22 protein-coding genes and 1 tRNA gene are annotated in these 26,132 nt (G+C 74.5%); 16 read left to right on the top strand and 7 right to left on the bottom strand.

Features of this window, described 5'->3' with window-relative positions:
- Entirely contained in the window at positions 1–498 is a 498-nt protein-coding gene (locus tag ACZ4UX_RS24260; protein WP_352290661.1) for a MarR family winged helix-turn-helix transcriptional regulator, read from the bottom strand.
- Between the two features lie 111 nt (positions 499–609).
- Between ACZ4UX_RS24260 and ACZ4UX_RS24255 the strand changes: the two genes are divergently transcribed.
- On the top strand, positions 610–1,443 hold the full coding sequence (locus ACZ4UX_RS24255; RefSeq protein ID WP_465708205.1) for a methyltransferase domain-containing protein: 834 nt from the start codon (positions 610–612) through the stop codon (positions 1,441–1,443).
- A gap of 27 nt (positions 1,444–1,470) precedes the next feature.
- Here ACZ4UX_RS24255 and ACZ4UX_RS24250 read toward each other — a convergent pair whose 3' ends face one another.
- Positions 1,471–2,151, bottom strand: coding sequence for a TetR/AcrR family transcriptional regulator (locus tag ACZ4UX_RS24250; RefSeq protein WP_352290676.1), 681 nt, complete (start codon positions 2,149–2,151; stop codon positions 1,471–1,473).
- Between the two features lie 95 nt (positions 2,152–2,246).
- Positions 2,247–3,218 carry an acyl-CoA desaturase gene (locus ACZ4UX_RS24245; RefSeq protein WP_329489316.1) on the bottom strand — a complete coding sequence of 324 codons (972 nt, stop codon included), beginning with the start codon at positions 3,216–3,218 and terminating at the stop codon, positions 2,247–2,249.
- A 237-nt stretch (positions 3,219–3,455) separates the two neighbouring features.
- On the opposite strand from ACZ4UX_RS24245, the gene ACZ4UX_RS24240 reads away from it, so the two are divergent.
- The 6 genes from ACZ4UX_RS24240 to ACZ4UX_RS24215 all read left to right on the top strand — a co-directional run bounded on the left by ACZ4UX_RS24240 (position 3,456) and on the right by ACZ4UX_RS24215 (position 8,377).
- A tRNA-Gln gene (locus ACZ4UX_RS24240) sits at positions 3,456–3,529 on the top strand.
- Positions 3,530–3,667: 138 nt separating this feature from the next.
- Complete coding sequence (gene glmU, locus ACZ4UX_RS24235; RefSeq protein ID WP_465708204.1) at positions 3,668–5,125, top strand: bifunctional UDP-N-acetylglucosamine diphosphorylase/glucosamine-1-phosphate N-acetyltransferase GlmU; 1,458 nt, start codon at positions 3,668–3,670, stop codon at positions 5,123–5,125.
- 201 nt (positions 5,126–5,326) lie between these two features.
- Positions 5,327–6,304 (top strand): ribose-phosphate diphosphokinase, encoded by a 978-nt coding sequence (locus ACZ4UX_RS24230; protein ID WP_465708203.1) that lies wholly within the window; start codon positions 5,327–5,329, stop codon positions 6,302–6,304.
- Between the two features lie 286 nt (positions 6,305–6,590).
- Complete coding sequence (locus tag ACZ4UX_RS24225; RefSeq protein WP_329489319.1) at positions 6,591–7,181, top strand: 50S ribosomal protein L25/general stress protein Ctc; 591 nt, start codon at positions 6,591–6,593, stop codon at positions 7,179–7,181.
- Between the two features lie 107 nt (positions 7,182–7,288).
- Complete coding sequence (gene pth, locus ACZ4UX_RS24220; RefSeq protein WP_329489320.1) at positions 7,289–7,870, top strand: aminoacyl-tRNA hydrolase; 582 nt, start codon at positions 7,289–7,291, stop codon at positions 7,868–7,870.
- A 180-nt stretch (positions 7,871–8,050) separates the two neighbouring features.
- Entirely contained in the window at positions 8,051–8,377 is a 327-nt protein-coding gene (locus ACZ4UX_RS24215; RefSeq protein ID WP_352290665.1) for a hypothetical protein, read from the top strand.
- 89 nt (positions 8,378–8,466) lie between these two features.
- On the opposite strand, the gene ppc is transcribed toward ACZ4UX_RS24215, so the two are convergent.
- Complete coding sequence (gene ppc / locus ACZ4UX_RS24210) at positions 8,467–11,280, bottom strand: phosphoenolpyruvate carboxylase (RefSeq protein ID WP_380390979.1); 2,814 nt, start codon at positions 11,278–11,280, stop codon at positions 8,467–8,469.
- 261 nt (positions 11,281–11,541) lie between these two features.
- Here ppc and ACZ4UX_RS24205 point away from each other — a divergent pair, with 261 nt between their 5' ends.
- The gene (locus ACZ4UX_RS24205; RefSeq protein ID WP_329489322.1) at positions 11,542–12,810 is read left to right on the top strand and encodes a sensor histidine kinase; all 1,269 of its coding nucleotides are present in this window, start codon (positions 11,542–11,544) and stop codon (positions 12,808–12,810) included.
- A 70-nt stretch (positions 12,811–12,880) separates the two neighbouring features.
- Here ACZ4UX_RS24205 and ACZ4UX_RS24200 read toward each other — a convergent pair whose 3' ends face one another.
- Positions 12,881–13,372 (bottom strand): SUKH-3 domain-containing protein, encoded by a 492-nt coding sequence (locus tag ACZ4UX_RS24200; RefSeq protein WP_329492226.1) that lies wholly within the window; start codon positions 13,370–13,372, stop codon positions 12,881–12,883.
- Between the two features lie 108 nt (positions 13,373–13,480).
- Positions 13,481–13,942 carry a YwqJ-related putative deaminase gene (locus tag ACZ4UX_RS24195; RefSeq protein ID WP_329489323.1) on the bottom strand — a complete coding sequence of 154 codons (462 nt, stop codon included), beginning with the start codon at positions 13,940–13,942 and terminating at the stop codon, positions 13,481–13,483.
- A gap of 352 nt (positions 13,943–14,294) precedes the next feature.
- Between ACZ4UX_RS24195 and ACZ4UX_RS24190 the strand changes: the two genes are divergently transcribed.
- The 7 genes from ACZ4UX_RS24190 (at position 14,295) to ACZ4UX_RS24160 (ending at position 24,534) form a co-directional block, all read left to right on the top strand.
- Positions 14,295–15,455, top strand: a complete 1,161-nt coding sequence (locus ACZ4UX_RS24190) for a Gfo/Idh/MocA family protein (RefSeq protein ID WP_465708202.1) — start codon at positions 14,295–14,297, stop codon at positions 15,453–15,455.
- A complete protein-coding gene (locus ACZ4UX_RS24185) occupies positions 15,452–16,432 on the top strand; it encodes an NAD-dependent epimerase/dehydratase family protein (RefSeq protein WP_465708201.1) in 981 nt (326 codons plus the stop codon). The genes ACZ4UX_RS24190 and ACZ4UX_RS24185 overlap by 4 nt, the downstream gene beginning before the upstream one ends.
- Positions 16,433–16,483: 51 nt before the next feature.
- Positions 16,484–17,596, top strand: a complete 1,113-nt coding sequence (locus ACZ4UX_RS24180) for a DegT/DnrJ/EryC1/StrS family aminotransferase (protein ID WP_465708200.1) — start codon at positions 16,484–16,486, stop codon at positions 17,594–17,596.
- Positions 17,597–17,730: 134 nt separating this feature from the next.
- A complete protein-coding gene (locus ACZ4UX_RS24175; RefSeq protein WP_465708199.1) occupies positions 17,731–18,855 on the top strand; it encodes a DegT/DnrJ/EryC1/StrS family aminotransferase in 1,125 nt (374 codons plus the stop codon).
- A gap of 161 nt (positions 18,856–19,016) precedes the next feature.
- Positions 19,017–20,018, top strand: coding sequence for an HNH endonuclease (locus ACZ4UX_RS24170; protein WP_329489328.1), 1,002 nt, complete (start codon positions 19,017–19,019; stop codon positions 20,016–20,018).
- Between the two features lie 72 nt (positions 20,019–20,090).
- Positions 20,091–22,829: an SUKH-4 family immunity protein gene (locus ACZ4UX_RS24165; RefSeq protein ID WP_465708198.1), complete on the top strand. Its 2,739-nt coding sequence runs from the start codon at positions 20,091–20,093 to the stop codon at positions 22,827–22,829.
- 265 nt (positions 22,830–23,094) lie between these two features.
- Entirely contained in the window at positions 23,095–24,534 is a 1,440-nt protein-coding gene (locus ACZ4UX_RS24160; protein WP_465708197.1) for a hypothetical protein, read from the top strand.
- Positions 24,535–24,595: 61 nt separating this feature from the next.
- Here ACZ4UX_RS24160 and ACZ4UX_RS24155 read toward each other — a convergent pair whose 3' ends face one another.
- Positions 24,596–25,261 carry a hypothetical protein gene (locus tag ACZ4UX_RS24155; protein WP_465708196.1) on the bottom strand — a complete coding sequence of 222 codons (666 nt, stop codon included), beginning with the start codon at positions 25,259–25,261 and terminating at the stop codon, positions 24,596–24,598.
- A 389-nt stretch (positions 25,262–25,650) separates the two neighbouring features.
- Between ACZ4UX_RS24155 and ACZ4UX_RS24150 the strand changes: the two genes are divergently transcribed.
- The gene (locus ACZ4UX_RS24150) at positions 25,651–26,052 is read left to right on the top strand and encodes a beta/gamma crystallin domain-containing protein (protein WP_329489332.1); all 402 of its coding nucleotides are present in this window, start codon (positions 25,651–25,653) and stop codon (positions 26,050–26,052) included.
- Positions 26,053–26,132 lie beyond the last annotated feature (80 nt).

The following is a 26,132-nucleotide window of genomic DNA, read 5'->3' as shown; positions in this document are numbered from 1 at the left end:
TCAGCTCGGGATGTTGTCGAAGGGGGCGACCAGCTGCCGCAGCAGTCCGGCGAGTTCGCCCTGCTGGGCGCCGGTGAGCTGGGCCAGCAGCTCGCGTTCGTGGGCCAGCAGCCCGGCGAGTGCCTGGTCGGCCCGGTCGCGGCCGTCCTCGGTGAGCCGGACCAGCACGCCACGCCGGTCGTCCGGGTCGGGCAGGCGCTTGACCAGGCCCTTGCCGGTGAGCCGGTCGATCCGGTTGGTCATGGTGCCGGAGGTGACCAGGGTCTGGGTGAGCAGCTGGCCGGGGGAGAGCTGGTAGGGGGAGCCGGCGCGCCGCAGCGCGGTCAGGACGTCGAACTCCCAGGGCTCCAGCCCGTGCTCGGCGAAGGCCGTCCGGCGGGCGCGGTCGAGGTGCCGGGCGAGTCGGCTGACCCGGCTGAGTACCTCAAGTGGTTCCACGTCGAGGTCGGGGCGCTCTCGGCGCCATGCTGCGACCAGGCGGTCGACCTCGTCCTCCATGACGATCAGTGTATCGGGGGATGTGTCGATGTGAAGTCTCTTGACATCGAGAAATGTAACGTGGAACCTGCGACTGGATATCTTGATGTCGAGATACTTGCGAGGTCGACCATGAGCACCCCCGTCTGGGACCCGGAGCAGTACCTGCGCTTCGCCGACGAACGGACCCGCCCGCTGCGCGACCTGCTCGCCCGCGTCCCCGTCCTCCCGCACGAACCGGCCGCCAGGATCCTGGACATCGGCTGCGGCCCCGGCAACTCCACCGCCGTCCTGCGCGAACGCTGGCCCGGAGCCCGGATCACCGGCCTCGACAACTCCGCCGAGATGCTCGCCACCGCCCGCGCCGAGGGCGAGCCCACCGCGGACTACCTGCTCGCCGACGCTCGCGGCTACGACCCGGCCCCGGCCGCACCGGACCTGATCGTCTCCAACGCGGCGCTGCAGTGGATCGGCTTCACCCCGGAGCACGGGGCCGCCACTGCCGCCGGCCCCGCCGGGCACCTTGACCTGCTGCCTCGCTGGGCGGCGGCGCTGCAGCCGGGCGGCGTGATCGCCTTCCAGGTGCCCGGCAACTTCGACTCGCCCAGCCACACCCTGCTCGCCGGGCTCCGCCGCAGCACCCGCTGGCGGGACGCCCTGGGCGAGGGCGCCACCCGGGCCGGCGTCCACGAACCCGGCGCCTACCTGGCGGCCCTGGCCGGGGCCGGCTGCGCCGCCGACGTCTGGGAGACCACCTACAGCACCCTGCTCCCCGGGGCGGACCCGGTCCTGGAGTGGGTCAAGGGCACCGCCCTGCGGCCCGCGCTCACCCGGCTCACCGACCCGGCCGAGCGGGCGGTCTTCCTCGCCGAGTACGGCGCCCTGCTCCGCGAGGCCTACCCCGCCGGGCCGTACGGCACGGTCTTCCCGTTCCGGCGGATCTTCGCCGTCGGGGTGAAGCGGTAGCGGCCGGAGGGTGGCGGCGGCACGGGCCTAGGACTTGCGGTCGCCGACCAGCTTGGGGTGCCGCTCCATCCCCTCCAGACCGTGCCAGGCGAGGTTCACCAGATGGGCGGCGACCTCGGCCTTCTGCGGCTTGCGCACCTCCAGCCACCACTGGCCGGTCAGCGCGACCATGCCCACCAGCATCTGCGAGTACATCGGGGCGAGGCGCGCGTCGAAGCCCCGCGCCTTGAACTCCAGGCCCAGGATGTCCTCGACCTGCGTCGCGATGTCACTGATCAGCGAGGCGAAGGTGCCGGTCGACTGGGCCACCGGGGAGTCCCGGACCAGGATCTTGAAGCCGTCCGTGGACGTGTCGATGTAGTCCATCAGCGCGAACGCCGCCTGCTCCAGCAGCTCCCGCGAGTGCCCGCCGGTCAGCGCCCCCGTCACCATGTCCAGCAGCAGCTGCATCTCGCGGTCCACGACCACCGCGTAGAGCCCCTCCTTGCCGCCGAAGTGCTCGTACACCACCGGCTTGGACACCCCGGCCCGCTCGGCGATCTCCTCGACCGAGGTGCCGTCGTAGCCGCGCTCCGCGAACACCGACCGGCCGATCTCCAGCAGCTGCTCCCGCCGCTGCTTCCCGGTCATCCGCACCCGGCCGCTGCGGCGGCGGCCCGCGGGCGCGGCGGCGCCCGCCGGGGCAGCGGCACGCGGACGGGCCTGCACCGGATCGGGTGCGGCGTCCGTCCGCGGGCTCTCGTGGCCGCCTGTGCTGTCTGCGCTGCTCCCGTTCACCCCTACATCATGCTGCAGGCGAGCCCTCATGCGGCGCGGCGGGCGGCGATCCGCTGCGCGTCCGGCCAGCGGACGTCCCGGGCCCAGCCGGCCAGCTCGAACCAGCGGATCAGCCGGGCCGAGGAGTCGACCTGCCCGCGCAGCACGCCGTGCCGGGCCGAGGTCGGGTCCGCGTGGTGCAGGTTGTGCCAGGACTCGCCGCAGGAGAGCACCGCCAGCCACCAGACGTTCCCGGAGCGGTCGCGGGAGCGGAACGGGCGGTTGCCGAGCGCGTGGCAGATCGAGTTGATCGACCAGGTGACGTGGTGCAGCAGGGCGACCCGGACCAGTGAACCCCAGAAGAAGGCGGAGAGCGCACCCTGCCAGGAGAGCGTGACCAGCCCGCCGACCAGCGGCGGGATCAGCATCGAGAGTGAGGTCCAGAGCCAGAACAGCCGGGAGATCCGCCTTATGGCCGGATCGTCCACGAGGTCCGGCGCGTACTTGAGCTGCGGGGTCTGCTCCTCGTCGAAGAGCCAGCCCATGTGCGCCCACCAGAGGCCCTTGAGCAGGGCCGGGACGGTCTCGCCGTAGCGCCACGGCGAGTGCGGGTCGCCGTCCTTGTCGCTGTACCGGTGGTGCTTGCGGTGGTCGGCCACCCAGCGGACCAGCGGGCCCTCGATGGCCAGCGACCCGGCCACCGCGAGGGCGATCCGCAGGGCCCGGTTGGCCTTGAAGGAGCCGTGGGTGAAGTAGCGGTGGTAGCCGATCGTGATGCCGTGGCAGGTGAGGAAGTACATGACGGTGGCGATCGCGAGATCGGTCCACCCCAGGCCCCAGCCCCAGGCCACCGGCACGGCCGCCAGCAGGGCGGCGAACGGTACGGCGATGAACAGCCCGAGCGCGACCCGCTCGGCGAGGCCCTGGTTCTCCCCGCCGCGGGTGGCGGAGAGCAGGGTCGGGGCGGGATCGATGGAGTGCGCGGTATCGGCGCGCGCCTCGCCGGCCTGGATGGTCATGGGTGTCCCTTGAGGGCGGGGGTCGAGGTTACGTCTGCGTAACCTACGGCATCGTAGGTTGCGTTCGGCCGTCAGGGGAATACGTGGCCGCGGGCGGCTCGGCGTATTTCACCCGACTGGATGGACAACGCCCGGGATCCGCGCGGGCCGGGCCGGCCGCGCCGGGGTGGTGGAGCTATGCGGCCGCAACCCTTAGGCTGTGTCGGAGCGCCTCGGGCGCTGCGAGTTGATGATCGATCCGCCGTGGTGTAATGGCAGCACAGGGCCCTTTGGAGGCCTTTGTCTGGGTTCGAATCCTAGCGGCGGAGCCAGCGGACGCTCTGTTTCGGGCGCATCCCCCGCCCCCCGGTATTGTCGGGGCTGCTCGGCGGACTGTGCGAAGGCGACCGGCCTGGGTCCCGGCCGGGCTGCACTGCCCTCTCTGTGAACCGACTGAGGAGCCTCCCCCCGTGAGTGCCAATTCGCCTGCCGCCGTTGTCGTGCTTGCCGCCGGTGGCGGGACCAGGATGAAGTCGAACAGCCTGCCCAAGGTGCTGCACGAGGTCTGCGGGCGGTCGCTGGTGGGCCATGCGGTCGCGGCAGCACAGGAGTTGACCCCGCAGCAGCTGGTCGTCGTGGTCGGGCACATGCGGGAGAAGGTGCAGGAGCACCTGGGGGCGCACTACCCGGCGGCGCGCGCCGTGGTGCAGGAGGAGCAGAAGGGCACCGGGCACGCCGTCCGCACCGCGCTGGAGGCCCTGGCGGCCGACGGCGTGGAGCTGGACGGCACGGTGATCGTCACCACCGGGGACGCGCCGCTGCTGACCGGCGCGACGCTGGCGGCCCTCGCCGGCGCGCACGCCGAACAGGGCAACGGCGTCACCGTCCTGACGGCCGTCGTCCCGGACCCGTTCGGCTACGGGCGGATCCTGCGGGACGAGGCGGACGGCGCCGTCGCCTCGATCGTCGAGGAGAAGGACGCCTCGGACGCCCAGCGGGCGGTCGACGAGATCAACTCCGGGGTCTTCGCCTTCGACGCCAAGCTGCTGGCCGAGGCGCTGTCCCGGGTCACCACCGACAACGTCCAGGGCGAGGAATACCTCACCGACACCCTGGAGATCCTGCGGACGGCCGGCCACCGGGTCGGCGCCGTGGTGGCCGTGGACTACCGCGACATCCTCGGCATCAACGACCGGGTGCAGCTGGCCCAGGCCCGGCGCCTGCTGAACGACCGCCTGCTGGAGCGGGCGATGCGCGCCGGCGTCACGGTGGTGGACCCGGCGACCACCTGGTTCGACGTCCAGGTGTCCTACGAGCCGGACGCGGTGGTCCTGCCGGGCACCCAGCTGCAGGGCCTCACCCATCTGGGCGAGGGCTGCGAGGTGGGCCCGAACTCGACGCTCAAGGACACCCGGATCGGCGCCGGCGCGCGTGTGAGCAACACCACGGCGGACGGCGCCGAGGTGGGCGACTTCGCCACCGCCGGCCCGTACGCCTACCTGCGGCCGGGGGCGAGGCTCGGGCGCAAGGCGAAGGTCGGCACCTACGTCGAGGTGAAGAACTCGGAGCTGGGCGAGGGTGCCAAGGTGCCGCACCTGTCGTACATCGGTGACGCCACCATCGGCGAGGGCAGCAACATCGGTGCGGCCTCCGTCACGGTGAACTACGACGGGGTGAACAAGCACCGCACGGTGATCGGGGCGCACTGCCGGACCGGCTCGGACAACATGTTCATCGCCCCGGTGACGGTCGGTGACGGCGCCTACACCGGGGCCGGCTCGGTGATCACCGGCGACGTTCCGCCCGGCGCGCTGGGCGTGAGCCGGGCGCAGCAGCGCAACATCGCGGGCTGGGTGGAGCGCAAGCGCCCCGGGACCGCATCGGCGCAGGCCGCGGCTGCCGCGACGGACGGGGCCGCGGAGGTCTGACGGGCCGGGTGGGAGTCCGAGGGGCGGTCCCGGGGCGGACGGTTTCCGCACGGGCGCGTAACCTTGGGGACATACGTGCGCCACTGGGCTTACCGCCCGTGTCCAGGCGTACCGACATTTCCCCGACCCCCATCGCCAGCGGGCTCGTGCCTGCCTGCGGTGCGGACGGGTTCAGCGTCAGCAACGCGAGGAGACGGTGCAGTGAGCGGGATCACGACGTCGGGTGAGAAGAAACTCAAGCTCTTCTCCGGCCGTGCCCACCCTGAGCTGGCGAGGGAGGTGGCCGAGGCGCTCGGGACCGAGCTGGTCCCGACCAAGGCCCTGGACTTCGCCAACGGTGAGATCTACGTCCGCTTCCTGGACTCCGCGCGCGGTGCGGACTGCTTCGTGATGCAGAGCCACACGGCTCCCATCAACCAGTGGATCATGGAACAGCTGATCATGATCGATGCTCTGAAGCGGGCCTCGGCCCGGAGCATCACCGCGATCCTGCCGTTCTACGGGTACGCCCGCCAGGACAAGAAGCACCTGGGCCGCGAGCCCATCTCGGCCCGCCTGATCGCGGACCTGCTGGCCAGCGCCGGTGCGGACCGGATCATGGCGGTGGACCTGCACACCGCGCAGATCCAGGGCTTCTTCTCCGGTCCGGTGGACCACCTGTTCGCGCTGCCGCTGCTGGCGGACTACGTGCGCGACAAGGTCGACCGCGACCGGCTCACCGTGGTGTCCCCGGACGCCGGCCGGGTGAAGGTCGCCGACCAGTGGTCGGACCGTCTGGGCGCGCCGCTGGCGATCATCCACAAGCGCCGCGACATGACCCAGGCCAACACCATCCTGTCCGCCGAGGTGGTCGGTGACGTCAAGGGCCGGGTCTGCGTCCTGGTCGACGACATGATCGACACCGCCGGCACCATCTGCGCCGCGGCCGACGCGCTGTTCGAGAACGGCGCCGCGGACGTGATCGTGGCCGCCACGCACGGTGTGCTCTCCGGTCCGGCCGCGGACCGTCTGAAGAACTCCCGGGTCAGCGAGTTCGTGTTCACGAACACCCTGCCGACCCCGGCCGAGCTCCAGCTGGACAAGATCACCACGCTGTCGATCGCCCCGTCGATCGCCGCCGCGATCCGCGAGGTGTTCGAGGACGGCTCGGTCACCAGCCTGTTCGAGGGCGTGCACTGACGAAGCCCGCGCAGGCGGCCCCGGTCCTCAAAGGGCCGGGGCCGCCGTCGATTTCGTCGGAGGGCACCGGTGCGGTTAGACTCGTGAAAATGCTCGGCGAGGGATGCCGTGTGCCTGCTCGTCGGGTGCCCGTGCTCCGTGATCGACGCGCTGCTGGGGCCGGTTCTTCCGGCCGTTGGCAGAGGTCGTACGCCGCCGAGTGACCCCCGAACGTACTGTGGGTGTGGTCCCGGCGGTTTTTCGCGTTGCCTGCACCCCCGCGCCAGTTTTCACGAGGAGTGCAGTCGTGTCCGAGATCCGCATCGCCGCTGAGACCCGTTCCGAGTTCGGTAAGGGCGCTGCCCGCCGGGCCCGCCGTGCCGGCCTGGTCCCCGGTGTCGTCTACGGCCACGGCCACGCCCCGGTTCACCTGAACCTGCCCGGCCACGACCTGATGATGGCCCTCAAGACCCCGAACGCCCTGCTGGTCGTTCCGATCGAGGGCAAGGACGAGTACGTCCTGCCGAAGGCCATCCAGCGCCAGGCCATCAAGCGCACCATCGAGCACGTCGACCTGCTCCTCGTGAAGCGCGGCGAGAAGGTCACCGTCGAGATCCCCGTCCTCACCGAGGGCGAGCTGGCCCCCGGCGGCAACCTGCTGGAGCACGTTCTCAACGCGCTGCCGATCGAGGCCGAGGCCACCCACCTGCCCGAGTCCGTGACCGTCTCGGTCGAGGGCCTGGAGGCCGGTGCCTCGATCACCGCCGGTGACATCTCGCTGCCCAAGGGCACCACGCTGGCCGTCGAGGCCGACACCGTCGTGCTGCAGGTCATCGGCGCCCAGGCCTCGCAGGCCGACGCCGACGCCGAGGCCGCCGAGGCCGGCGCCGAGGCCTGAGCCTCCCGCACCGTCTGACCGCTGCCCCGGCCGCTCCGTACTGGAGCGGCCGGGGCAGCGGTGTGTCCGGGATGATGTCGACGAGCGAGAGCACGAGGAGCGATGCGATGAGCGAGGACGCGTACGAGGGCCCCTGGCTGGTGGCCGGGCTGGGCAATCCGGGGGAGCAGTACGCCCGGAACCGGCACAACATCGGCTTCATGGTGGTGGACCTGCTGGCGCAGCGGATGGGTGCCAGGTTCAAGGCGCACAAGAGCCGCGCGCAGGTGGCCGAGGGCCGGCTGGCGGGCCGGCGGGTGGTGCTGGCCAAGCCGATGACCTTCATGAACCTCTCGGGCGGCCCGGTGACCGCCCTGCGGGACTTCTACAAGACGCCGGCCTCGGCCCTGGTGGCCGTCCACGACGAGCTGGACATCGACTACGCGACGCTGCGGCTGAAGCTCGGCGGCGGCGACAACGGCCACAACGGGCTGAAGTCGATCACCAAGTCGCTGGGCCCGGAGTACTACCGGGTGCGCTGCGGGATCGGCCGCCCGCCGGGCCGGATGGAGGTCGCGGACTTCGTCCTGAAGGACTTCTCCGCCACCGAGCGCAAGGAGCTGGAGTGGTTCGTGGACCGCTCGGCGGACGCCGTGGAGGCACTGCTCACCGACGGCCTGGAGCGGGCCCAGGGCGTCTACCACTCCTGATCCGGCGTCAGGACGGTTGTTCGGCAAGGGTGCGGATCCCCGCCCGCCCGCCGCGGTGGGCGGGGCGGCTGGGCAACGGTCGTACAACGCTTGGCCGTCCAAACCTGAATGGGTGTGAGAAACCCGTGCCGGATCGGATAGCGTCGGGCCCGTACGCGAACGGGTCCTGGGGAGTTCTCGATGCGGAGTTTGCGGCCGGTCCGGCGCCTGCGGCGGGTTCGGGTGGTACGGCTGAGGAAGCTCGGTCGCAAGGTCGGCACGGCCGGTGCGCTGGGGGCGGCCGGGGTGCTGCTCTCGGGCGGTGGCGTGGCCCACGCGGAGACGGTGGCGGACCCCGATCCCGGTGTGGTGTCCCAGGATCCCGCGGCGGCCCAGTTCGGCCCGGTGCTGGGCGGCTCGGTCGGCGGTGACGCGGGCCTGCTGGCCGTCGGCGGCGGCCTGGTCGTGGCGGCGGGCGGCGCGGCCCTCTGGCTGAAGCGCCGGCGCGCGGGCGATCCGGTGGAGTGACGACGGTACGACCGGTGTGACGCGAAGGGCCCGGTGCCGCCCCCTCGACCGAGGGGGCGGCACCGGGCCCTTGCGGTGCCGGGTGCCGGTCAGCCGGTGTTGCGCAGGCCGGCGGCGATGCCGTTCACGGTCAGCAGCAGGGCGCGGGCCCGCAGCGGGTCCTCCGGGCGGCCGGTGGAGGCCTCCTCGCGCTGGCGGCGCAGCAGCGCGACCTGGAGGTAGGAGATCGGGTCGAGGTAGGCGTCGCGGACGGTGAAGGTCTGCTTCAGCACCGGGTTGTGCTCCAGCAGTTCGCTCTCCCCGGTGAGGCGGAGCACCTCGCGCAGGGTCAGCTCGTGCTCGGCGGTGATCTGGTCGAAGATGTGGTGCAGCTCGGCGGGCACCAGCTGCTCGACGTAGTGGCGGGCGATCCGCAGGTCGGTCTTGGCCAGCGTCATGGCGACGTTGGACAGGAAGTTGCGGAAGAAGTGCCACTGGCCGTACATCTCGTCCAGGACGTCCCCGAGTCCCGCCTCGCGGGCGGCGGCGAGGCCGGCGCCGACGCCGAACCAGCCGGGCACGATCTGGCGGGACTGGGTCCAGCCGAACACCCACGGGATGGCGCGCAGGCCGTCCAGGCCCGCGCCCGAGTCGGGGCGGCGGGACGGCCGGGAGCCCAGGTGCAGCGAGGCGAGCTGGTCGACCGGGGTGGCCGCGAAGAAGTACTTCGGCAGGTCCTCCTGCTCGACCAGGGCGCGGTACGCGGTGTGCGCGGCCGCCGAGACCTGGTCCATCGCGGCGTCCCAGCGGGCCAGCTCCTCGGGGGCCTGGCGCGGGGCGGTGTGCAGCGCCGAGGCGGACAGGGTGGCCGAGATGGTCAGTTCCAGGTTCTCCCGGGCCAGCGAGGGCAGCAGGTACTTGTCGGAGATCACCTCACCCTGCTCGGTGACCTTGATCTCGCCCTCCAGGGTGCCCCAGGGCTGGGCCAGGATGGCCTCGTGCGAGGGGCCGCCGCCGCGGCCGACGGTGCCGCCGCGGCCGTGGAAGAGCCGCAGCCGGATCCCGTAGCGGTGGGCGACGTCGCGCAGCCGGCGCTGGGCGCGGTGGATCTCCCACTGGGAGGTGGTGATGCCGCCGAACTTGGAGGAGTCGGAGTAGCCGAGCATGACCTCCTGGACGTCGCCGCGCAGCGAGACGAGCAGCCGGTAGGAGGGGTCGGAGAGCATCTCGTCCAGGATCCGGTCGGCCTCCTGGAGTTCGTCGGTGGTCTCCAGCAGCGGCACGATGCCGATCTTGGCGATACCGGCGTGCAGGTCGATCAGACCGGCCTCGCGGGCCAGCACGGTGGCGGCGAACACGTCGTCGGCGCCCTGGCACATCGAGATGATGTAGCTCTCGACGATCTCGTCGCCGAACCGCTCGAAGCCCTCGCGGATGGTGTTGAAGACGCCGAGGGTCTTGGTGCCCGCGGCGTCCAGCGGGGCCGGGGTGGGCGCGAGCGGGCGGCGCGAGCGGAGCTCCTTGGCGAGCAGCTTCTGCCGGTACTCGCGGGGCATGTCCGCGTAGCGCCAGGCCTCCTCGCCGAGCCGGTCGAAGAGCTGGCCGAGCGCGTGGTGGTGGGCCTCGGCGTGCTCGCGGACGTCCATGGTGGCGAGCTGGAGGCCGAAGGCCTCGATGGTGCGGATGGCGCGGGCGAGCCGCCCGTCGGCGATCAGCCCGCCGCGGTGCGAGCGGAGCGACTCCTGGATCAACCGGAGGTCGGCGACGAGCTCGCGGGTGCCGAGGTAGTCGCGGCCCGCGATGTGCGGGGTGCCCTGGGCGAGCCGCTCGCGGGTGTTCTCCAGCTTGAGCCGGACGCAGGTGGCCTTGAGGCGGTAGGGCTCCTCGGCGTTCATCCGCTTGTAGCGCGGGCTCAGCTCGGGGAGCACGTCCAGGTCGGCGTGGAGCGAGGCGACCAGCTCGGCCGAGGCGCCGGCCAGGCGCTCGGAGGTGGAGAGCGAGTTGCGCAGGTCGTCGACGGCCGCCAGGGCGTCCTTGATGCCGTACTCGTGCTGGAGGTTCAGGACGTCCCAGGTGACCTGCGGGGTGACGTTGGGGTTGCCGTCCCGGTCGCCGCCGATCCAGGTGCCGAAGGTGAGCGGGCGGACGCCGTCGGGCAGGGTGAGGCCGACCCGGGCGAGCTCCTCGTGCAGCTCCTCCAGGACCTCGGGGACGGCCTCGCGGTAGAGCTCGTCCAGGTAGTAGACGGCGTTGCGGGCCTCGTCGGTCGGCTCCGGGCGGGCGATCCGCAGCTCGTCGGTCTGCCAGAGCAGGTCGATGACCTCGGCGAGGCGGCGGTCGGCCTGCCGCTTGGCGGAGGTGGTGCGGGCCTGGTCGGCGTGCGAGAGGCCGGCGGCGATCTGCTCGCGGTGGATCCGGTCGAGCAGCTCGCCGATCCGGCGGAGCTTGTTGAGGACGCTGCGGCGGGCGGCCTCGGTGGGGTGGGCGGTGAAGACCGGGCGGACGGCCAGGTGGGCCAGGGTGTTCGCGAGGTGCTTCGGGTCCGCCTCGCCGAGCTGGTCCGCGGTCTGGGCGAGCAGCGAGCCCTCGCGGGCGCGGCGGGTGGCCAGCTCCCGGCCGCGGTGCACCTGCTCGGTGACGTTGGCGAGGTGGAAGTAGGTGGAGAACGCGCGGACCAGCTTCGCGGCGGTGTCCAGGTCGATGTCGGAGAGCAGTTCGGCGGTGGCCTCGCCGTCGGTGCGGCTCAGCAGGCGGACCTGTTCGACCAGGCCCAGCAGCTGGGGGCCCTCCTGGCGGACCAGCGTCTCGCCGAGGAGGTCGCCGAGGCGGCGGATGTCCGCGCGCAGGGCTGTGTTGTCGGCGTCGGCGCCGGCGGGGCCGACACGGCTGGGGCTGTCCGCCGGGGTGGGGACCGGAGCGGTCACGGCTGGCTCCCTGTGGTGGTGGGGTTCGGCAACGGCTCATCGTCACAGCTCCGCACACGTGTGGCGGGTGTGACGCGTGCGGACCGCGCTGTCCGACGCGACCCAGCATAGGTGTCGGGGCGGTTGCTGTCCGCGAGGTGGCCGGATGGCGGACAAGATCACAGCCGGTTCAGGTGGTCTGGACCACTTGAGGGCCCCGCACGGGTGTCGGGGCGGAACCGGGTGGGGACGGGTCGGGGTTCACGCTTAGGCTGTGGGGCTATGAGCAAGTCGCCTGGGGAGCGCGAGCGGGACCGGTCGTTCTGGTGGTGGGAGCGGCGGCGCAGCGCTCTCCTGGACATCGGGCTGGCGGCGCTGGCGGCGCTGGAGTGCGCGGCCAGCGCGGTCGCCTTCCTGGCCCCCCGGGTCCACCTGGGCGTGGTGGCCATCGTCGGGGTCGCGCTGTTCGGCGCGGCGGCCGGCGCCACGCTGGTGCTGCGGCGGCGCTGGCCGGCGGTGCCGGTGCTGGTGGCCCTCGTGGCGATGCCCGGGATGCTGGGCGTGGTGCTGCTGACGGTGTCGCTCTACACGCTCGCGGAGACCTGGGAGTGGCCGAGCCGCCGCCGGCGGGTGGTGGCGCTGTCCGCCCTGGCCTTCGCCGAGGCGGTCGGCGTGATGCTGGTGTCCATGCTCACCCCCTCCGACCTGACGGTGGAGCAGCCGCCGCTCTGGGGGCAGGTGCTGCTGTCGGTGCTGGTGGCCGTCGGCCTGACCGTGCCGCCGGTGGTCACCGGTCTGTACGTGGGCGCGCGGCGGCGGCTGATCGAGTCGCTCAAGGACCGCGCGCACGGCCTGGAGACCGAGCTGGACCTGCTGGCCGAGCAGGCCCGCGAGCGTGCCCGCCGGGCCCGGCTGGAGGAGCGGACCAGGATCGCCCGGGAGATGCACGACGTGGTGGCCCACCGGGTGTCGCTGATGGTGGTGCACGCCGGGGCGCTGGAGCGGATCGTGGCGAAGGACCCGGAGAGGGCGGCCCAGAGCGCCAAGCTGATGGGGGAGGTCGGCCGGCAGGCGCTGAACGAACTGCGCGAGATCCTCGGGGTGCTGCGGATGTCGGACGACAGCGCGCCGGAGCCGGACTCGCTGGTCGCGCTGCCCCGGCTGGTCGACCAGTCGAGGGCGGCCGGGATGGCCGTCACCCTGACCGTCAGCGGCAGCCGCCAGGAGTTCACCACCGAGGCCGAGCAGACCGCGTACCGGGTGGTGCAGGAAGGCCTGACCAACGCGCACAAGCACGCCGGTGGCGCGCAGGTCGCCGTGCTGCTCGCCTACGCGCCCAACGGCGTGCGGGTCAGCGTGGTGAACGCCTGTCCGGGCGGCGAGCGGACGGCGGCGGCGCTGCCCAGCGGGGGCAACGGGCTGATCGGGATGCGGGAGCGGGTGGTCGCGCTGGGCGGCACCTTCTCGGCGGGGCCGGAGGCGGACGGGGGCTTCCGGGTCGAGGCGGTGCTGCCGTCCCGGCTGGCCGTCCGGGCCGACCGGCTGGGGTGAGGCCGCCGGCCGGGCGGCGTCCGCCCGGCGCGGCCCGGGCCGGAGCGCTCAGCCCTCGTCGGCGGTGCGGTCAGCCCTCGTCGGCGGTGCGCAGCCGCTCGGGCGCGGTACCGAGGACGAGGGTGCTGATCGCCTGGTCGACGCCGTGGCCGAGGAACCACTCCCCGGTGTGGTCCAGGCTGTAGACCCGGCCCTCCTCGTCCACCGCCAGCAGGGCCTGGCCGTACGCCTCCTCTCCGAGCGGGGCGAGCCGGGTGTCCAGGGCGCGGCCGAGGTCGGCCAGGGTGCGCGGCTGGTGGAGCCCGCAGAGCGGGTCCACCAGGAAGGGCGTCCGGGCCAGCTGGCGCCCCGGGCCGTCGAGGTCGAAGGCGAGGCCGCCGAACTCGGCCCAGGCCTCCACCGCGGCCGGGAACACCGCGTGACCGACGCCGGCCGGGCCGCCGTACGCCGCCAGGGCGTCGGCCCACTCCTCGGCCTGGCGGATCTGCCAGCGGCCGGGGTGCCAGCCGGCCGCCTTGAGTTCGGCGGCGACATCGGCCGGAAAGCGCGGGCGGCTGCGCAGGGCGGACCCACCGGACGTGCTCGGCGGGGGCAGCGGCGGACTGGGCGGACTGGGCGGGTTCAGGGCGGGCTCCGGCGGCTCGGGGACGGGGGGTACGCGGGTGCGCGGTCAGCGGGCGGGCGGCCCGACCGCGACGCTCCGCACGGCGAAGTGCTCCAGCAGCGGTACGCAGGATCGGCAGGGCGGGGCGTGGGTGCCGTGCGCCGGGTCGTGCTCCTCGCGGATCCGTACGGTGGTCAGCCGCGAGCCCTTGAGCGCCTTGCGGGCCTCGGGCAGGCCCAGCGGCTTGCGGGCGGCGCGCTTGGAGCGCTTGGCGTCCACGACGGCCAGGTACTGGGAGAGCAGGACGGCCTCCGGGCAGCGGCCGGTGAAGCGCTCGCGGTGCTCCAGCGGCAGCGCGTCCAGGAAGTCGGCCACCAGGGGGTGCAGGGCCGGGCGCCGGGCGGGCTTGTCGCCCGCCAGGGTGTGCACCTCGCCGCCCTTCAGCGACAGGGCGGCGGCGACGGCGGGCAGCAGGCTGTCGCGGAAGTGGCGCAGCACGGGCGGGCCGGCCGGTTCGCCGGTGGTCATACGTCGTCCTCCTCCTGTTCGTCCGCCGGTGACGGGACCGTGTGGGGTCAGTCCGGGGCAAGCCTGTCAAATGGCACCGACATCCGTACAACCGGGGGGCGACGGCCGGCCACCGGCGGGCCGGTGGGCACGCCGCGTCGGCCGGATCCGCACGCCGTCGTCACGACTCGTCCCCGGGTTTCCCGAATCCGCCTCCGGCCGGGGGCGGCGGCCGGTAGCGTTCCAGCAGCGAGCCAAGGGGGTGGCCGGTCTTGGGGGGTTGATCGGCCGGTGCGGCAACTCCTCTGCTCGGTCTGGCCGTTGAGGCCGTCGGGGCAAGGGCGCCCCGGCGTCGAGCAAGGGGGGTCTTGCGATGACGGGGACGGAAACCGCGAACGAGGCGCCCGGCGAGCACGTGCCCACCCCGGGCGCGCCGCCGCAGCCCGCGCCCGCGCACCCGATCGGGATCGCGGTGGTCGGCGCCGGCTACTGGGGCCCGAACCTGGTCCGCAACGCGCAGCAGACGCCGGCGCTGCGCCTGCACTGGCTCTGCGACCTGGACGAGGCCAGGTCCCGCCGGGTGCTGGGCGAGTACAGCACCGTCCGGTCCACCACCTCGTTCGCCCAGGTGCTCGCGGACGAGCGGGTCGGCGCGGTCGCGGTCGCCACCCCGGCCGCCGCGCACTACCGGCTGGCCCGGGCCGCGCTGGAGGCGGGCAAGCACGTCCTGGTGGAGAAGCCGATCACCACCTCCGCCGCGGAGGCCGCCGAGCTGGTGACGCTCGCCGAGGAGCGCGGCCTGGTGCTGATGTGCGACCACACCTTCTGCTACACGCCCGTGGTGAGCCGGATCCGCGAGCTGGTGCACGGCGGGGAGATCGGCGACGTCCAGTTCTTCGACTCGGTGCGGATCAACCTCGGGCTGGTCCAGCCGGACGTGGACGTGCTCTGGGACCTCGCCCCGCACGACCTGTCCATCCTGGACTTCGTCCTGCCACCGGGCGTCGAACCGATCGGGGTCTCCGCCCAGGGCGCCGACCCGATCGGGGCCGGCCGGGCCTGCGTGGCCTATCTGACGGTCCGGCTGAGCAACGGCGCGCTGGCGCACTGCCACGTCAACTGGCTCTCCCCGACGAAGGTCCGCACGACGCTCATCGGCGGCTCGCGGCGCACCCTGGTCTGGGACGACCTCAACCCGCAGGCCCGGCTCGCGGTGCACGACCGCGGCGTGGACCTCACCCCGCCCGACGAGCTGACCGACGCGATCCGCCACCAGACGCTGATCTCCTACCGGGTGGGCGAGATGGTCGCGCCCGCGCTGGTCGAGCAGGAGGCGCTGCGCAACGTGATGGCCGAGTTCGCCGCCGCCATCACCGAGGGCCGGGCCCCGCTCACCGACGGCCGGGCCGGACTGCGCGTGCTGCAGCTGCTGGAGGCCGCCTCGCTCAGCCTGGAGCTCGGCGGCGCCACCGTCCCGGTGGGCGCCGGTCCCGACGAACTGTCCGACGCGAACGAGAGGGCCGCCGCGCGGTGAACGCTGTACAGATCGAGGGCTCCCGCTGCCTGGTCACGGGCGGGGCCGGCACCATCGGCTCCACCGTGGTCGACCAGCTGACCGCGGCGGGCGCCCGCGAGGTGGTCGTGCTCGACAACTTCGTCCGCGGCCGGGCGGCCAACCTGGCGTACGCCCGCGAGATCGCCGCACCCGGGCAGCTGCGGGTGGTGGACGGCGACATCCGCGACCGCGGCCTGCTGCGCGAGCTGCTGGGCCCCGGCACCGACCTGCTGTTCCACCTGGCCGCGATCCGGATCACCCAGTGCGCCACCGAGCCCAGGCTGGCCCTGGAGATCATGGTGGACGGCACCTTCGACGTGGTCGAGGCCGCCGCGGAGGTCGGCGTCGGCAAGGTGATCGCCTCCTCCACCGCCTCCGTCTACGGCCTCGCCGACGTCTTCCCGACGCCGGAGACCCAGCACCCGTACCACAACGACACCCTGTACGGGGCGGCCAAGGTCTTCAACGAGGGCCTGCTGCGCAGCTTCCACGCGATGGCCGGCCTGGACTACGTGGCGCTCCGGTACTTCAACGTGTACGGGCCCCGGATGGACGTCCACGGCAAGTACACCGAGGTGTTCATCCGCTGGATGGAGCGGATCGCCGCCGGGCAGCCGCCGCTGATCTTCGGCGACGGCGCGCAGACCATGGACTTCGTCTACACCGAGGACATCGCCCGGGCCAACCTGCTGGCCGCCGCGGCGCCCGTCACCGACCGGGTCTACAACATCGCCAGCAGCACCGAGGTCTCGCTGCGCGGGCTGGCCGGCGCCCTGCTCACCGCGATGGACCGCACCGACCTCGACGTCGAGCACGGCCCCGCCCGGGGCACCGCCGGCGGCGTGGTCCGGCGCCTGGCGGACATCACCGCCGCCGAACGCGACCTCGGCTGGAAGCCCGAACTGGGCCTCGACGACGGCCTGCGCAGGCTGGTCGCCTGGTGGCGCGAGCAGTAGTCCCTCGTCTGCACGGCAGTTCGGAGTACACCTGTGTCCACCATCCCCGTCATGATCCCCTGGCTCGGCGAGGAGGAGGCCCTCGCCGCCGCCGAGGCCGTCCGCTCCGGCTGGGTGGCCCAGGGCCCCCGGGTCGCCGAGTTCGAGCGGGCCTTCGCCGAGCACCTCGGGGTACCGCACGCCGTCGCGGTCTCCTCCTGCACCACCGCCCTGCACCTGGCGCTGATCGGCGCCGGGGTCGGGCCGGGGGACGAGGTCGTCGTCCCCTCGTTCTCCTTCGTCGCCACCGCCAACGCCGTCACCTACGTCGGCGCCGTCCCGGTCTTCGCCGACGTGGACGTCACCACCGGCAACCTCACCGCCGCCACCGTCGAACCCCTGCTCACCGAGCGGACCAGGGCCGTGATCGCGGTCGACCAGGGGGGCGTCCCGGTCGACCTGGACGGGCTCCGCGCGCTGGTCGAACCGCGCGGGGCCACCGTGGTCGAGGACGCCGCCTGCGCGGCCGGCTCCGTCCACCGGGGCCGGCCGGTGGGCGGCGCGGCGGCGCTGGCCGCCTACTCCTTCCACCCGCGCAAGCTGCTCACCACCGGTGAGGGCGGCATGGTCACCTGCCAGGACGGCGCGCTCGCCGCCCGGCTGCGCCGGCTGCGCGAGCACGGGATGAGCGTCTCGGCCGCCGACCGGCACGCCGCGAAGGACGGCGCCGGCCGGCTGGAGACGTACGACGAGATCGGCTTCAACTACCGGATGACCGACATCCAGGCGGCGATCGGCCTGGTGCAGCTGCGCAAGCTGCCGGCCATGGTCGCCCGGCGGCGCGAACTCGCCGAGCGGTACCGGGAGCTGCTGGCCGGCACCGGCGGCCGGCTGGTGGCCGACCCGGCGCACGGCAGCACCAACTACCAGTCCTGCTGGCTGCTGCTCCCGGACACCGCCCCCGACCGCGGCGCGGTGCTCGCCGACCTCGCCGCCGCCGGCGTCTCCGCCCGGCGCGGCATCATGGCGGCCCACCTGGAGGCCCCGTACCAGGGCACCGCCCGGGTGCCGCTGCCCGCCACCGAGCTGCTCACCGGCCGCTCGCTGATCCTGCCGCTCTACCACGCGCTCACCGAGCGGCAGCAGGACCGGGTGGTCGGGGCCGTGCGCGCGGCGCTCGGCTGAACCGGCCCGGCCGGCCCCGCCCGTCCACGGCCACGTCCACGGCCACGTCCACGGCCACGTTCACGGCCCGGGGCCGGGCCGTCGCCGCCGTCCGCCCGCTCCGATCCGCCGAGACACCCCAGGGGGAGACCAGGATGAGCACCGATCAGCCCGTCGACGAGCCGGTTCCGCTGGTGGACCTGAAGGCCGCGCACGCCGAGGTGGAGGCCGAGGTCCGGGCCGGCTTCGACCGGGTGCTCGCCACCGGCGGCTACGTCAAGGGCCCCGAGACGGCCGGCTTCGAGGCGGAGTACGCGGCCTTCTCCGGCGCCCGGCACTGCGTCGGCGCCGCCAACGGCACCGACGCGCTCGAACTGGCGCTGCGCGCCCTCGACCTGCCGCCCGGCGGCGGCGTGGTGCTCCCCGCCAACACCTTCGTCGCCACCGCGGAGGCCGTGGTCCGGGCCGGGCTGCGCCCGGTGCTGGTCGACGCCGACCCGGACCACCTGCTGATCGACCCCGAGCGCGTGGCGGACGCGCTGCCCGGCGCCGTCGCGCTGCTGCCCGTCCACCTCAACGGGCAGCTCGCCCCGATGGGCCCGCTGCTGGAGCTGGCCGCCGGCCGGCCGGTGGTGGAGGACGCCGCGCAGTCCCAGGGCGCCCGGCAGCACGGCCGCGCCCTCCACGGGCTGATCTCCGCCACCAGCTTCTACCCCGGCAAGAACCTCGGCGCGTACGGGGACGCGGGCGCCGTCGTCACCGACGACGATGCCCTGGCGGCCGCCGTCCGGCTGATCGGCGACCACGGCTCGGGCCGCAAGTACGAGCACGAGCGGTTCGGCTTCAACTCCCGGATGGACGCGCTGCAGGCCGTCGTGCTGCGGGCCAAGCTGCGCCGGCTGCCCGCCTGGAACGAGGCCCGCCGGGCCGCCGCCGAGCGCTACCACCGGCTGCTGGCCGGGATCGACGGCCTCACCCCGCCGCGGACCGCGCCCGGCAACGAGCACGTCTGGCACCTGTACGCGGTGCGGATCGGGCCCGGCCGGGACCGGGACGCGGTGCTGGCCGCGCTGCAGGCCGCGGGCATCGGCGCCGGCGTCCACTACCCGGTACCCGTCCACCTCCAGCCGGCGTTCCGGCAACTCGCCCACGGCGCGGGCGCGTTCCCGGTCGCCGAGCGGGCCGCCCGGGAGCTGCTCACCCTGCCGCTCCACCCGCACATCACCGCGGCCCAGCAGGAACGCGTCGTGGAGACGCTGGCCAAGGCGCTCGCCGCCTGAGCCCCGGCGGCCCGGCGCGGTCCGGGCCCGCGGCCGCGCTCCCCGCCCGTGGCCCGCGGGCTGTCCGGTGTGCCCGGGCGGGGGGTCGTGGCCCGGGGGGACCCCCTACGCTGGTGTCCAGCAAGCGCACCGAATTTGCAGCAGCCAGTGGGGGCTCCCAGATGACGACAGGTCGGCCCGGCGTCGCCGCCGCGCCCAACGCGGCGTACGCAGGTCAGGTGGTGCAGTTCCCGGACCCGGTCCGCGCGGAGCGGCACCCCGCCGGGGTCAGGGTGGACGAGCACGGTCACCCGGACTTCGGTCCGTACGCGGCGGCCGCGGCCGAGGTGGCCGATCCGCCGGAGGGCTTCGGCGTCGACGAACTGCGGCTGACGGACTACGTCTCGGCCAATGCCGCGCAGTTCACCCAGGGCCATCCGCTCTGGGCCGACCTGGAGACCGCCGTGGCCACCCCTCCCGGCTGGACCTGGCACCACGCGGTCGGCCGGGCCGCGCCCGGCTGGCGGCGGATGGAGCTCGTCCCGGTCGAGGTGAAGGCGCTGCTGCGGCACCACGGCGGCCTGGCCACCTCCACCGCGGACCACACCCGCCGCGGCACCCGCCCCTTGCAGGAGCGCCGGCCGGTGCACTTCTCGCTCGCCCGGGACGGCGGCGACCCGATCGGCGTCCCCGAGGACCTGGTGCAGCGGGCCGAGGAGCGCCTCGGCTACCGGCTGCCCGGCGCGTACCGGACCTTCCTCAAGCTGGCCGGCGGCCGGGCCCCGGTCGGCGTGGCGCTCGACCCCGAGCTGGGGCTGCTGCTCGACCAGCCGTTCCTGACCCTCAGCGAGGAGTACGGGACGGAGGACGTCGTCTACGCCAACAAGTGCCTGCGCGACCACCTCACCAAGGACTACCTGGGCATCGCCTACGCCCAGGGCGGCATCGTGGCGCTCAAGGTGCGCGGCGACCGGGCCGGCTCGGTCTGGTTCTGCCTCTACGACGACGCCCGTGACGGCGGCGCCCCCGAGGCGCCCGAGGAGCGGGTCGCCCGGCTGCTGCTGCCCTGCGGCGAGGACTTCGACGACTTCCTGCTCCGGCTGGCCGGCAGTCCGCCGGAACTGGAGACGGTCGCGGAGCTGATGGTGGACGGCGGGTTCGCCCGCGCCGTGCCGGTGGGCTGACGTGGCCCGTACGGCTGCGGCGACGGTGGTAGCGGAACAAGCGGGGACGAAGGGGACAGGGGTGAACCGGGCGTGGTGACGTACACGCAGGCGCAGGAGCTCGCCGACGAGTGGATCAACGGCGGGGTGCCGCGTCCGCAGCAGCGCGAGGTACGGGTCCGGGAGTTCGACCTGGGCTTCGTCTGCTGGGCGGTGCAGCCCGCGGAGGGCGCGGCCGGTGGCTCCGGCGCCCCGGCGGACGGCTCCGAGGGCTCGGCGGCCCCGGGCGGCTCGGCGGGTGAGGCGCGGCTGGTGATCGCCCGGGACTCCGGCGCCAGCACGCTCTGGCCCGCGCTGCCGGTCAACGAGGTGGTCCGGCAGTACGAGGAGGTCTACGGACGGCCGGTCGCGGCCAATCCGGCCGGGGCGGCCAGGCCCGCGCCCGGGCCGGTGGAGGCGACGTCCTTCCTGCTCAGCCCGCCGCAGTGGCTCCAGGAGGCGGGGGCCGCGGCGATCGCCGCCGAGGCCGACCGGCTCGGCGCCCCGGCGCCCGCGCATCCGGCCCCGCCGACTCCGGCACCCGCCGCCGCTCCGGTCGGTCCGGCCGGCTCCGAGGCGCCGCCGGTGCCGTCGGCGCCCGCCGTGCTGACCACGCCGCCGGTCTCCGAGCGGCCGGCCGGGGACGCGCCGACCATGCTCGCCCCGCCGCCCGGCCAGGGCGGCCCGCCCCCGGCCGCGCCGGCGGTCGCCCCGCCGGTGCCCGCCACGCCGCTCGCTCCGCCCGCGCAGCCCGTCCCGTCCCCGCCGGCCGCCGGTGTCGAGGCGGCGACCGTGCTGCTGCCCGACGGTCTGCGGACCAACGGCGCCGGTCTGGCCGGCGAGCCGCGGCCCGGCGCCGAGGCGGCCACCGTGCTGCTGCCCGAGGGCGGCTACGGGATGGCCCCGGTGCCGCCCGCCGCCGCTCCGGCGGTCGAGCCCGCCCCGACGGTGCTGGCGCCGCCGGACGCGATGTCCGGCCTGATGGGGCTGCCCGGTGCCCCGGGCCCGGGCGCCCCGGCCCCCGGTGCGCCGGCCGCGCCGGTGCCGCCGTCGGCCGAGCAGGCCCCGACCGTGCTGGCCTCGCCGGACGCGATGCCCGGCCTGATGGGCCTGCCCGGCGCCCCCGGTCCGGGCGCGCCGGCTCCCGGCGGCCCGGCGACCCCGCCGGGCGGCCCCGGTGTCGAACACGCCGCGACCATGCTGGCCTCGCCGGACGCGATGCCCGGCCTGATGGGCCTGCCCGGCGCCCCCGGTACCCCCGGCGCGCCCGCTCCGGCGCCCGACGCGTCGCACGGGGCGCGCGGCCGGAGTGCGGCGGCCGCCCCGCCGCCGCCCCCGCCGGCCGCCCTGCGCGGCGGCACGGTCGCTCCGGGCGGAGCACCGGTCTCGCTCGGCCGGAGCGCGGCCGCCGCCCCGCCGCCGCCCCCGCCGGGCGGCCTGCGGCAGTCCTCGGGCACGGGTGCGCCCGCCGCGGCCGCGGGCGGTCGCGGCGCGGCCGCCGCTCCGCCGCCCCCGCCGCCGGCCGGCCTGCGCGGCCCCGCGGCCCCGCCCGCGCCACCCGCCGCCGGCCCGCCCGCCGGCGGGGTCGCGTACGAGCGCACCCAGCTGGCGGGAGCGATCGACCCGGCGCTGCTGGGCGGTGCCCCGGCCGATCCCGGCACCCCGCCGTCCGGCGGCCCGGCCGTGCCGCCCCCGCCCGGCCCCGGCGCGGTCGGCTACGGCTACCCCGGCGCGGCCTCGCCGGCCGCCCCGGCGCCCGCCCCGGCCGCCGCCCCGGCGCCGGTCCCCGGTCCGCCGCAGGGCGCCCCGGTGCCGCCCGGTGTGCCGGCCGTCGGCCCCGGCTACTTCGCCGCGCTCAGCTACCGCGGCCCGGACGGCTCGGAGCAGAAGCTGCTGCACCGCAGCGAGCCCGGCACCCCGCACCCGGAGTGGAAGATCCTCCAGGACCTGCGCCGGCTGAACGTCCCGCCGGAGCAGGTCCTGGAGCTCTACACCGAGCTGGAGTCCTGCGACCTGCCGGGCGGCTACTGCAACCGGATGATCGCCGCCTCCTGGCCGAACGTCCGGCTCACCCACACCGCCGACTACGGCCGGGACCACCACTCCCGGCAGGCCGGCATGGCCCAGCTGCTGGACCACCTGGACGAGCTGCACCAGCTGGCCTCCGGTGCCCAGCGGGTCCGCCCGTTCCGGGTGCCCCCGCCCGCCCCGGGCAGCGTCCCGGTGCTGCCGCCGATCGCCCCGCAGCAGCTCGGCCAGGAGGTGAGCCAGGCCTTCGGCCCGAACGTGTTCCACTTCGAGCAGCGCGCCGTCTCCCGCCAGGGCGTGCCCGAGCCGGTGGCGCAGACCCTGATGTGGGGGGGCCTGCCGCGCGAGTTCGGACCCTTCTTCTGGGCGCAGGCCCAGGAGGGCCGCCCGATCCCGACGCTCGCCGAGCTGGCCGCCGAGCGCGGACTGACCGGCGGCCCGGACTTCGGCGGCTACCTGGTGCTCGGCAACGACTACGGCCGCCAGCTCTGCGTGCAGTACGGCACGGCGCACGTGGTCGCGGTGGACATCGACGGAACCGGCGAGCCGCCCCGGTTCGTCAACAGTGGTGTACCGGAGTTCGTTCGCGCCCTGGCCCTGCTGGGCCGGATGTGGCGGCTGCGGTACGGGCTGACCCCGGACCAGGCCGGTCGCTGGACGACCGACTTCCAGGCTCAGCTCGCCGCGATCGACCCCGCGGCCCTGCAGTCGGCGGACACCTGGTGGGCCGTCCTCCTGGAGCAGTTCTGGGACGGCCTGCTGTAGCGGGCCGACGCGGATCCGCGCAGGTGGAAGGGGTCGTTCCGGTGTCCGGAACGACCCCTTCGGCGTGCCGTCGCGGCTCTGCCTCGTTGGGGTTTCGCCCTGATCTGCGCAAAATAGGTCAAGAGGATGGGTCTATTCGTCCATTCCTCGCCGCGTTCCGATCCGTACGGCGTCCGATTCCGGACCGCCTTCCGGATCCGGTTCCGGATCCGTCCGTTCCGTCCGATCATGGGCTCCGCAGCCCGCGACACGAGGGGAAGAGCCCATGAGCGATGCCGTCCCCCAGCACGGCTTCACCGCTGCCCGGCGCGGTTACGCGCCCGAGCAGGTCGACCGAGCCCTGACCGTTTTCACCGCCCAACGGGACGAGGCGTGGGAACGGCTGAGCGTGCTGGGCGCCGGAATCCGGGAGATGGAGCGGCGGCTGGCCGAGATCCGGCAGGCCGCCGCCGACGCTCCGGACCCGGACTACCAGGTGCTCAGCGAGCAGGCCGCCGGACTGGCCACGATGGCCGCGAACGAGGCCCGGGCGGTCCGGGAGGCCGCCGAGCGGTTCGCCGAGGACCTCCGCGACGAGGTCTACGAGGCCGGTCAGGCGCTCGGCCAGGCCGCCAAGGAGTACGCCGCCACCACCCGCGCCGAGGCCGACCAGGCCGCCCGGCGCACCGAGGAGCGGACCCGCGCCGAGGCCGAGGCGATCCGGGCCGACGCCGACCGCGAGAGCCGGGCCGTGCGGGACGCCGCCACCGGCCATGCCGCCAAGGTGCGGGTCGCCGCGGCCGAGGCCTCCGAGCTGGCCGAGGCCAAGCTCGCCGAGCTGCGCCGGGAGGCCGACGAGACCTTCGCGGCGGCCGAGGCCCGGGCCGACGCCGAGGACGCCCAGATCTCGGCGACCGCGGAGCGCCGGGTCAAGGAGGCCGAGCAGTACCGGGAGACCGTGCTCGGGCAGATCAAGCAGTCCGACGCCGAGGCGCAGGCCCGGGCGGACCAGCTGATCGAGCAGGCCCGGCGCGAGGCCGAGCGGATCAACGCGGAGAGCGAGCGCGAGCAGCGCGAGTTCGCCGCCCGGCAGGAGACGGTGCAGCAGCACCTGGACCACATCAAGGGCACCCTCGCCTCGCTCACCGGCGCGGCGGTGGGCGCGATCGAGCCCGACCTGGCGGCCGAGACCCCGGCCGGGCCCGCGCCGGCGGTCGACTCCGAGGCGGACACCGGCGAGATCGCGGTGGCGAACCTGCGCAAGACCGTCGCGGTGGGCGGCGGGCAGCGGGCCGTCACCGAGGCGGCCACCGCGGTGCTGCCGGTCACTCCCGGCCCGGTGGGTCCCTTCGACGCCGCTCCCGACGACGCCACTCCCGACGATGCTGCCCCGGCCGCGGACTCCGCTCCGGCGGACTCCGCTCCGGCCGTCGCCGGCGCGGTTGCCACCGGGCCGGTCAGCCCCGGACCGGTCGCGCCCGGTCCGGTGGCCCCCGCCGCCCCGGCGGGGGTGCCGCCCCGGCCGAGCACGCCGCCGAGCACGCCGAGCACGCCGCCGAGCGGGTCGGCCGCGACCGCGGCCGACGAGGTGGCCGACGAAGAGGCGGCCGACGCGCCGGGCCGGCCCGCCGAGGACGAGACCCGGATCATTCCGAAGATCGTGATCGTCGACGACGGCAGCGACTACGCCACCCCGCACACGGTGGGCCTCAACCGGCGGCGCTGAGGCACCGCGAGCGCCGGTCCCGGCACCGGGTGGCCCGGCGGCTCGTGACCCCGTGAGGGCCTCACGAGCCGCCGGCCACCAGCCGGGTGAGTTTCGCGTCCTGGGCCCTGACCGCCTCCTGCTGGGCGGTCAGGGCCTGCGCGTTCCGGTCGATCTGCTGCCGCTGGTAGCCGGCCAGCACGGCGAACCAGATCCCCGCCAGATTGCTCCGGGCCGTGCAGTCGGCGTCGGCGCGGGCCGTCGCCAGCTCGCCCGGGGTGATCTCCGCGACCGCCCGGTACCGCTCCGGCAGGGCCGCCGGGTCGTCGACGCGGAAGCCGGCGGCGGCCATGCAGGTGGACCACTCGCTGGTCGCCGCGGCCACCCGGGTGTCGCGGCCGGTCGCCCCGATCGATTCGTCGAAGAGCCGGCCGACCAGCTCGGCCCCGGGCCCCGGCGGCGAGCCGATCCGTTCCGCCGCCTGCCGGTCGCAGTCGACCCGGGCCGCGTCGTAGGCCTCGGCCGGGCCGGCCGCCGGCGCGACGGGCCGGGGCAGCGCCCGCTTCGGGGGGTGGAACCCCTGGACGGCGGCGGCCTCGGCCCCGAGGTACCCCCAGGCGCCGGCCGGCAGGGCCGTCGCGTTGTCCGGGGCCTGCGCCGCCTGGAGGCCGTCACCGCCGAAACCGGTGAATCCGGCCCGCTGCATGCAGGAGACGACCAGCATATTCCTGGCCTGAATCTCTTTCACGGCCACCTGGTCATTGGCCTGATAAGCGGAAAGCGGCAGTCCGGTCATTCCGGCGCGGCCGGATTCCGGGGGTTCAGGGGTGCCGATCGCGGGGGGCGTCGGTGCGGATTTCACCGAGTTCCCCCCGGTATCCTCGGCGCAGCCTGCGGAAATGGCCGACAGCACGGCCGCCAGGGTGATGGCGGCGAATCGTCCGAAATGTGGTGGACGTGCCAATCGTCTGCTCCGATCCTCGGGCACGGCAAGCTTGTTCGGACCCTAGCGCATTCCGCTCGACCCCGGCCCGGCGGCCCGTCCCGGGGGTTTCGGCTTGGCCGGAAATCAGCTGTTCGGCGACCGGACCCCATGTAAATCTCTGGAGTCGCAACCGCTGTCGATGGAGGGGTTTCATGATTCGCCGCACAAATCCCGCAAATCCCCGCAGGGATCGCCGCACCGGAAATGTCCTGGCCCGCCGGATCGGTGCCCTCGCCGTTCTCACCGCCGCTGCCGCCGCACTGCTGCCGACGACCGGCGCGAACGCGGTGAGCCAGGTCGAATGCGGAAACCGCACCGATTTCGCGAAGGTGTACAACTACGGCTACAGCGGCCGGCTCTGCTTCGCGAATGACGGCTGGATGTCCGTCCGGGTCTACAACGTGGACCGGATCGATGCGGGCAACAACCGGGTCATCACCTATCTGGGGGGTGGCCTCGGCTCCTGGACCGTCTTCAACTGGGAGCAGTACGACTTCAACGGCAACCAGGGCCACCAGGTGACGATGTACGACATCAACCTGTCCCGCTGGTAGTCACCGGGAGCCGGGGCGGGCCGGATCCCTTGTGCGCGGTGCCGGGCGGGTGCGGACGCCCGGCACCGCGTTCGCGCGGG

The organism is Kitasatospora sp. NPDC028961 (genome assembly GCF_055564815.1).
This window is presented reverse-complemented; position numbering and strand designations above follow the sequence as displayed.

Coding starts and splice junctions, on each gene's coding strand:
- ACZ4UX_RS24260 (WP_352290661.1), bottom strand. CDS start 498: ATGGAGGACGAGGTCGACCGCCTGGTCGCAGCATGGCGCCGAGAGCGC.
- ACZ4UX_RS24255 (WP_465708205.1), top strand. CDS start 610: ATGAGCACCCCCGTCTGGGACCCGGAGCAGTACCTGCGCTTCGCCGAC.
- ACZ4UX_RS24245 (WP_329489316.1), bottom strand. CDS start 3,218: ATGACCATCCAGGCCGGCGAGGCGCGCGCCGATACCGCGCACTCCATC.
- pth (WP_329489320.1), top strand. CDS start 7,289: ATGAGCGAGGACGCGTACGAGGGCCCCTGGCTGGTGGCCGGGCTGGGC.
- ACZ4UX_RS24215 (WP_352290665.1), top strand. CDS start 8,051: ATGCGGAGTTTGCGGCCGGTCCGGCGCCTGCGGCGGGTTCGGGTGGTA.
- ACZ4UX_RS24205 (WP_329489322.1), top strand. CDS start 11,542: ATGAGCAAGTCGCCTGGGGAGCGCGAGCGGGACCGGTCGTTCTGGTGG.
- ACZ4UX_RS24195 (WP_329489323.1), bottom strand. CDS start 13,942: ATGACCACCGGCGAACCGGCCGGCCCGCCCGTGCTGCGCCACTTCCGC.
- ACZ4UX_RS24190 (WP_465708202.1), top strand. CDS start 14,295: ATGACGGGGACGGAAACCGCGAACGAGGCGCCCGGCGAGCACGTGCCC.
- ACZ4UX_RS24180 (WP_465708200.1), top strand. CDS start 16,484: ATGATCCCCTGGCTCGGCGAGGAGGAGGCCCTCGCCGCCGCCGAGGCC.
- ACZ4UX_RS24175 (WP_465708199.1), top strand. CDS start 17,731: ATGAGCACCGATCAGCCCGTCGACGAGCCGGTTCCGCTGGTGGACCTG.
- ACZ4UX_RS24170 (WP_329489328.1), top strand. CDS start 19,017: ATGACGACAGGTCGGCCCGGCGTCGCCGCCGCGCCCAACGCGGCGTAC.
- ACZ4UX_RS24160 (WP_465708197.1), top strand. CDS start 23,095: ATGAGCGATGCCGTCCCCCAGCACGGCTTCACCGCTGCCCGGCGCGGT.
- ACZ4UX_RS24150 (WP_329489332.1), top strand. CDS start 25,651: ATGATTCGCCGCACAAATCCCGCAAATCCCCGCAGGGATCGCCGCACC.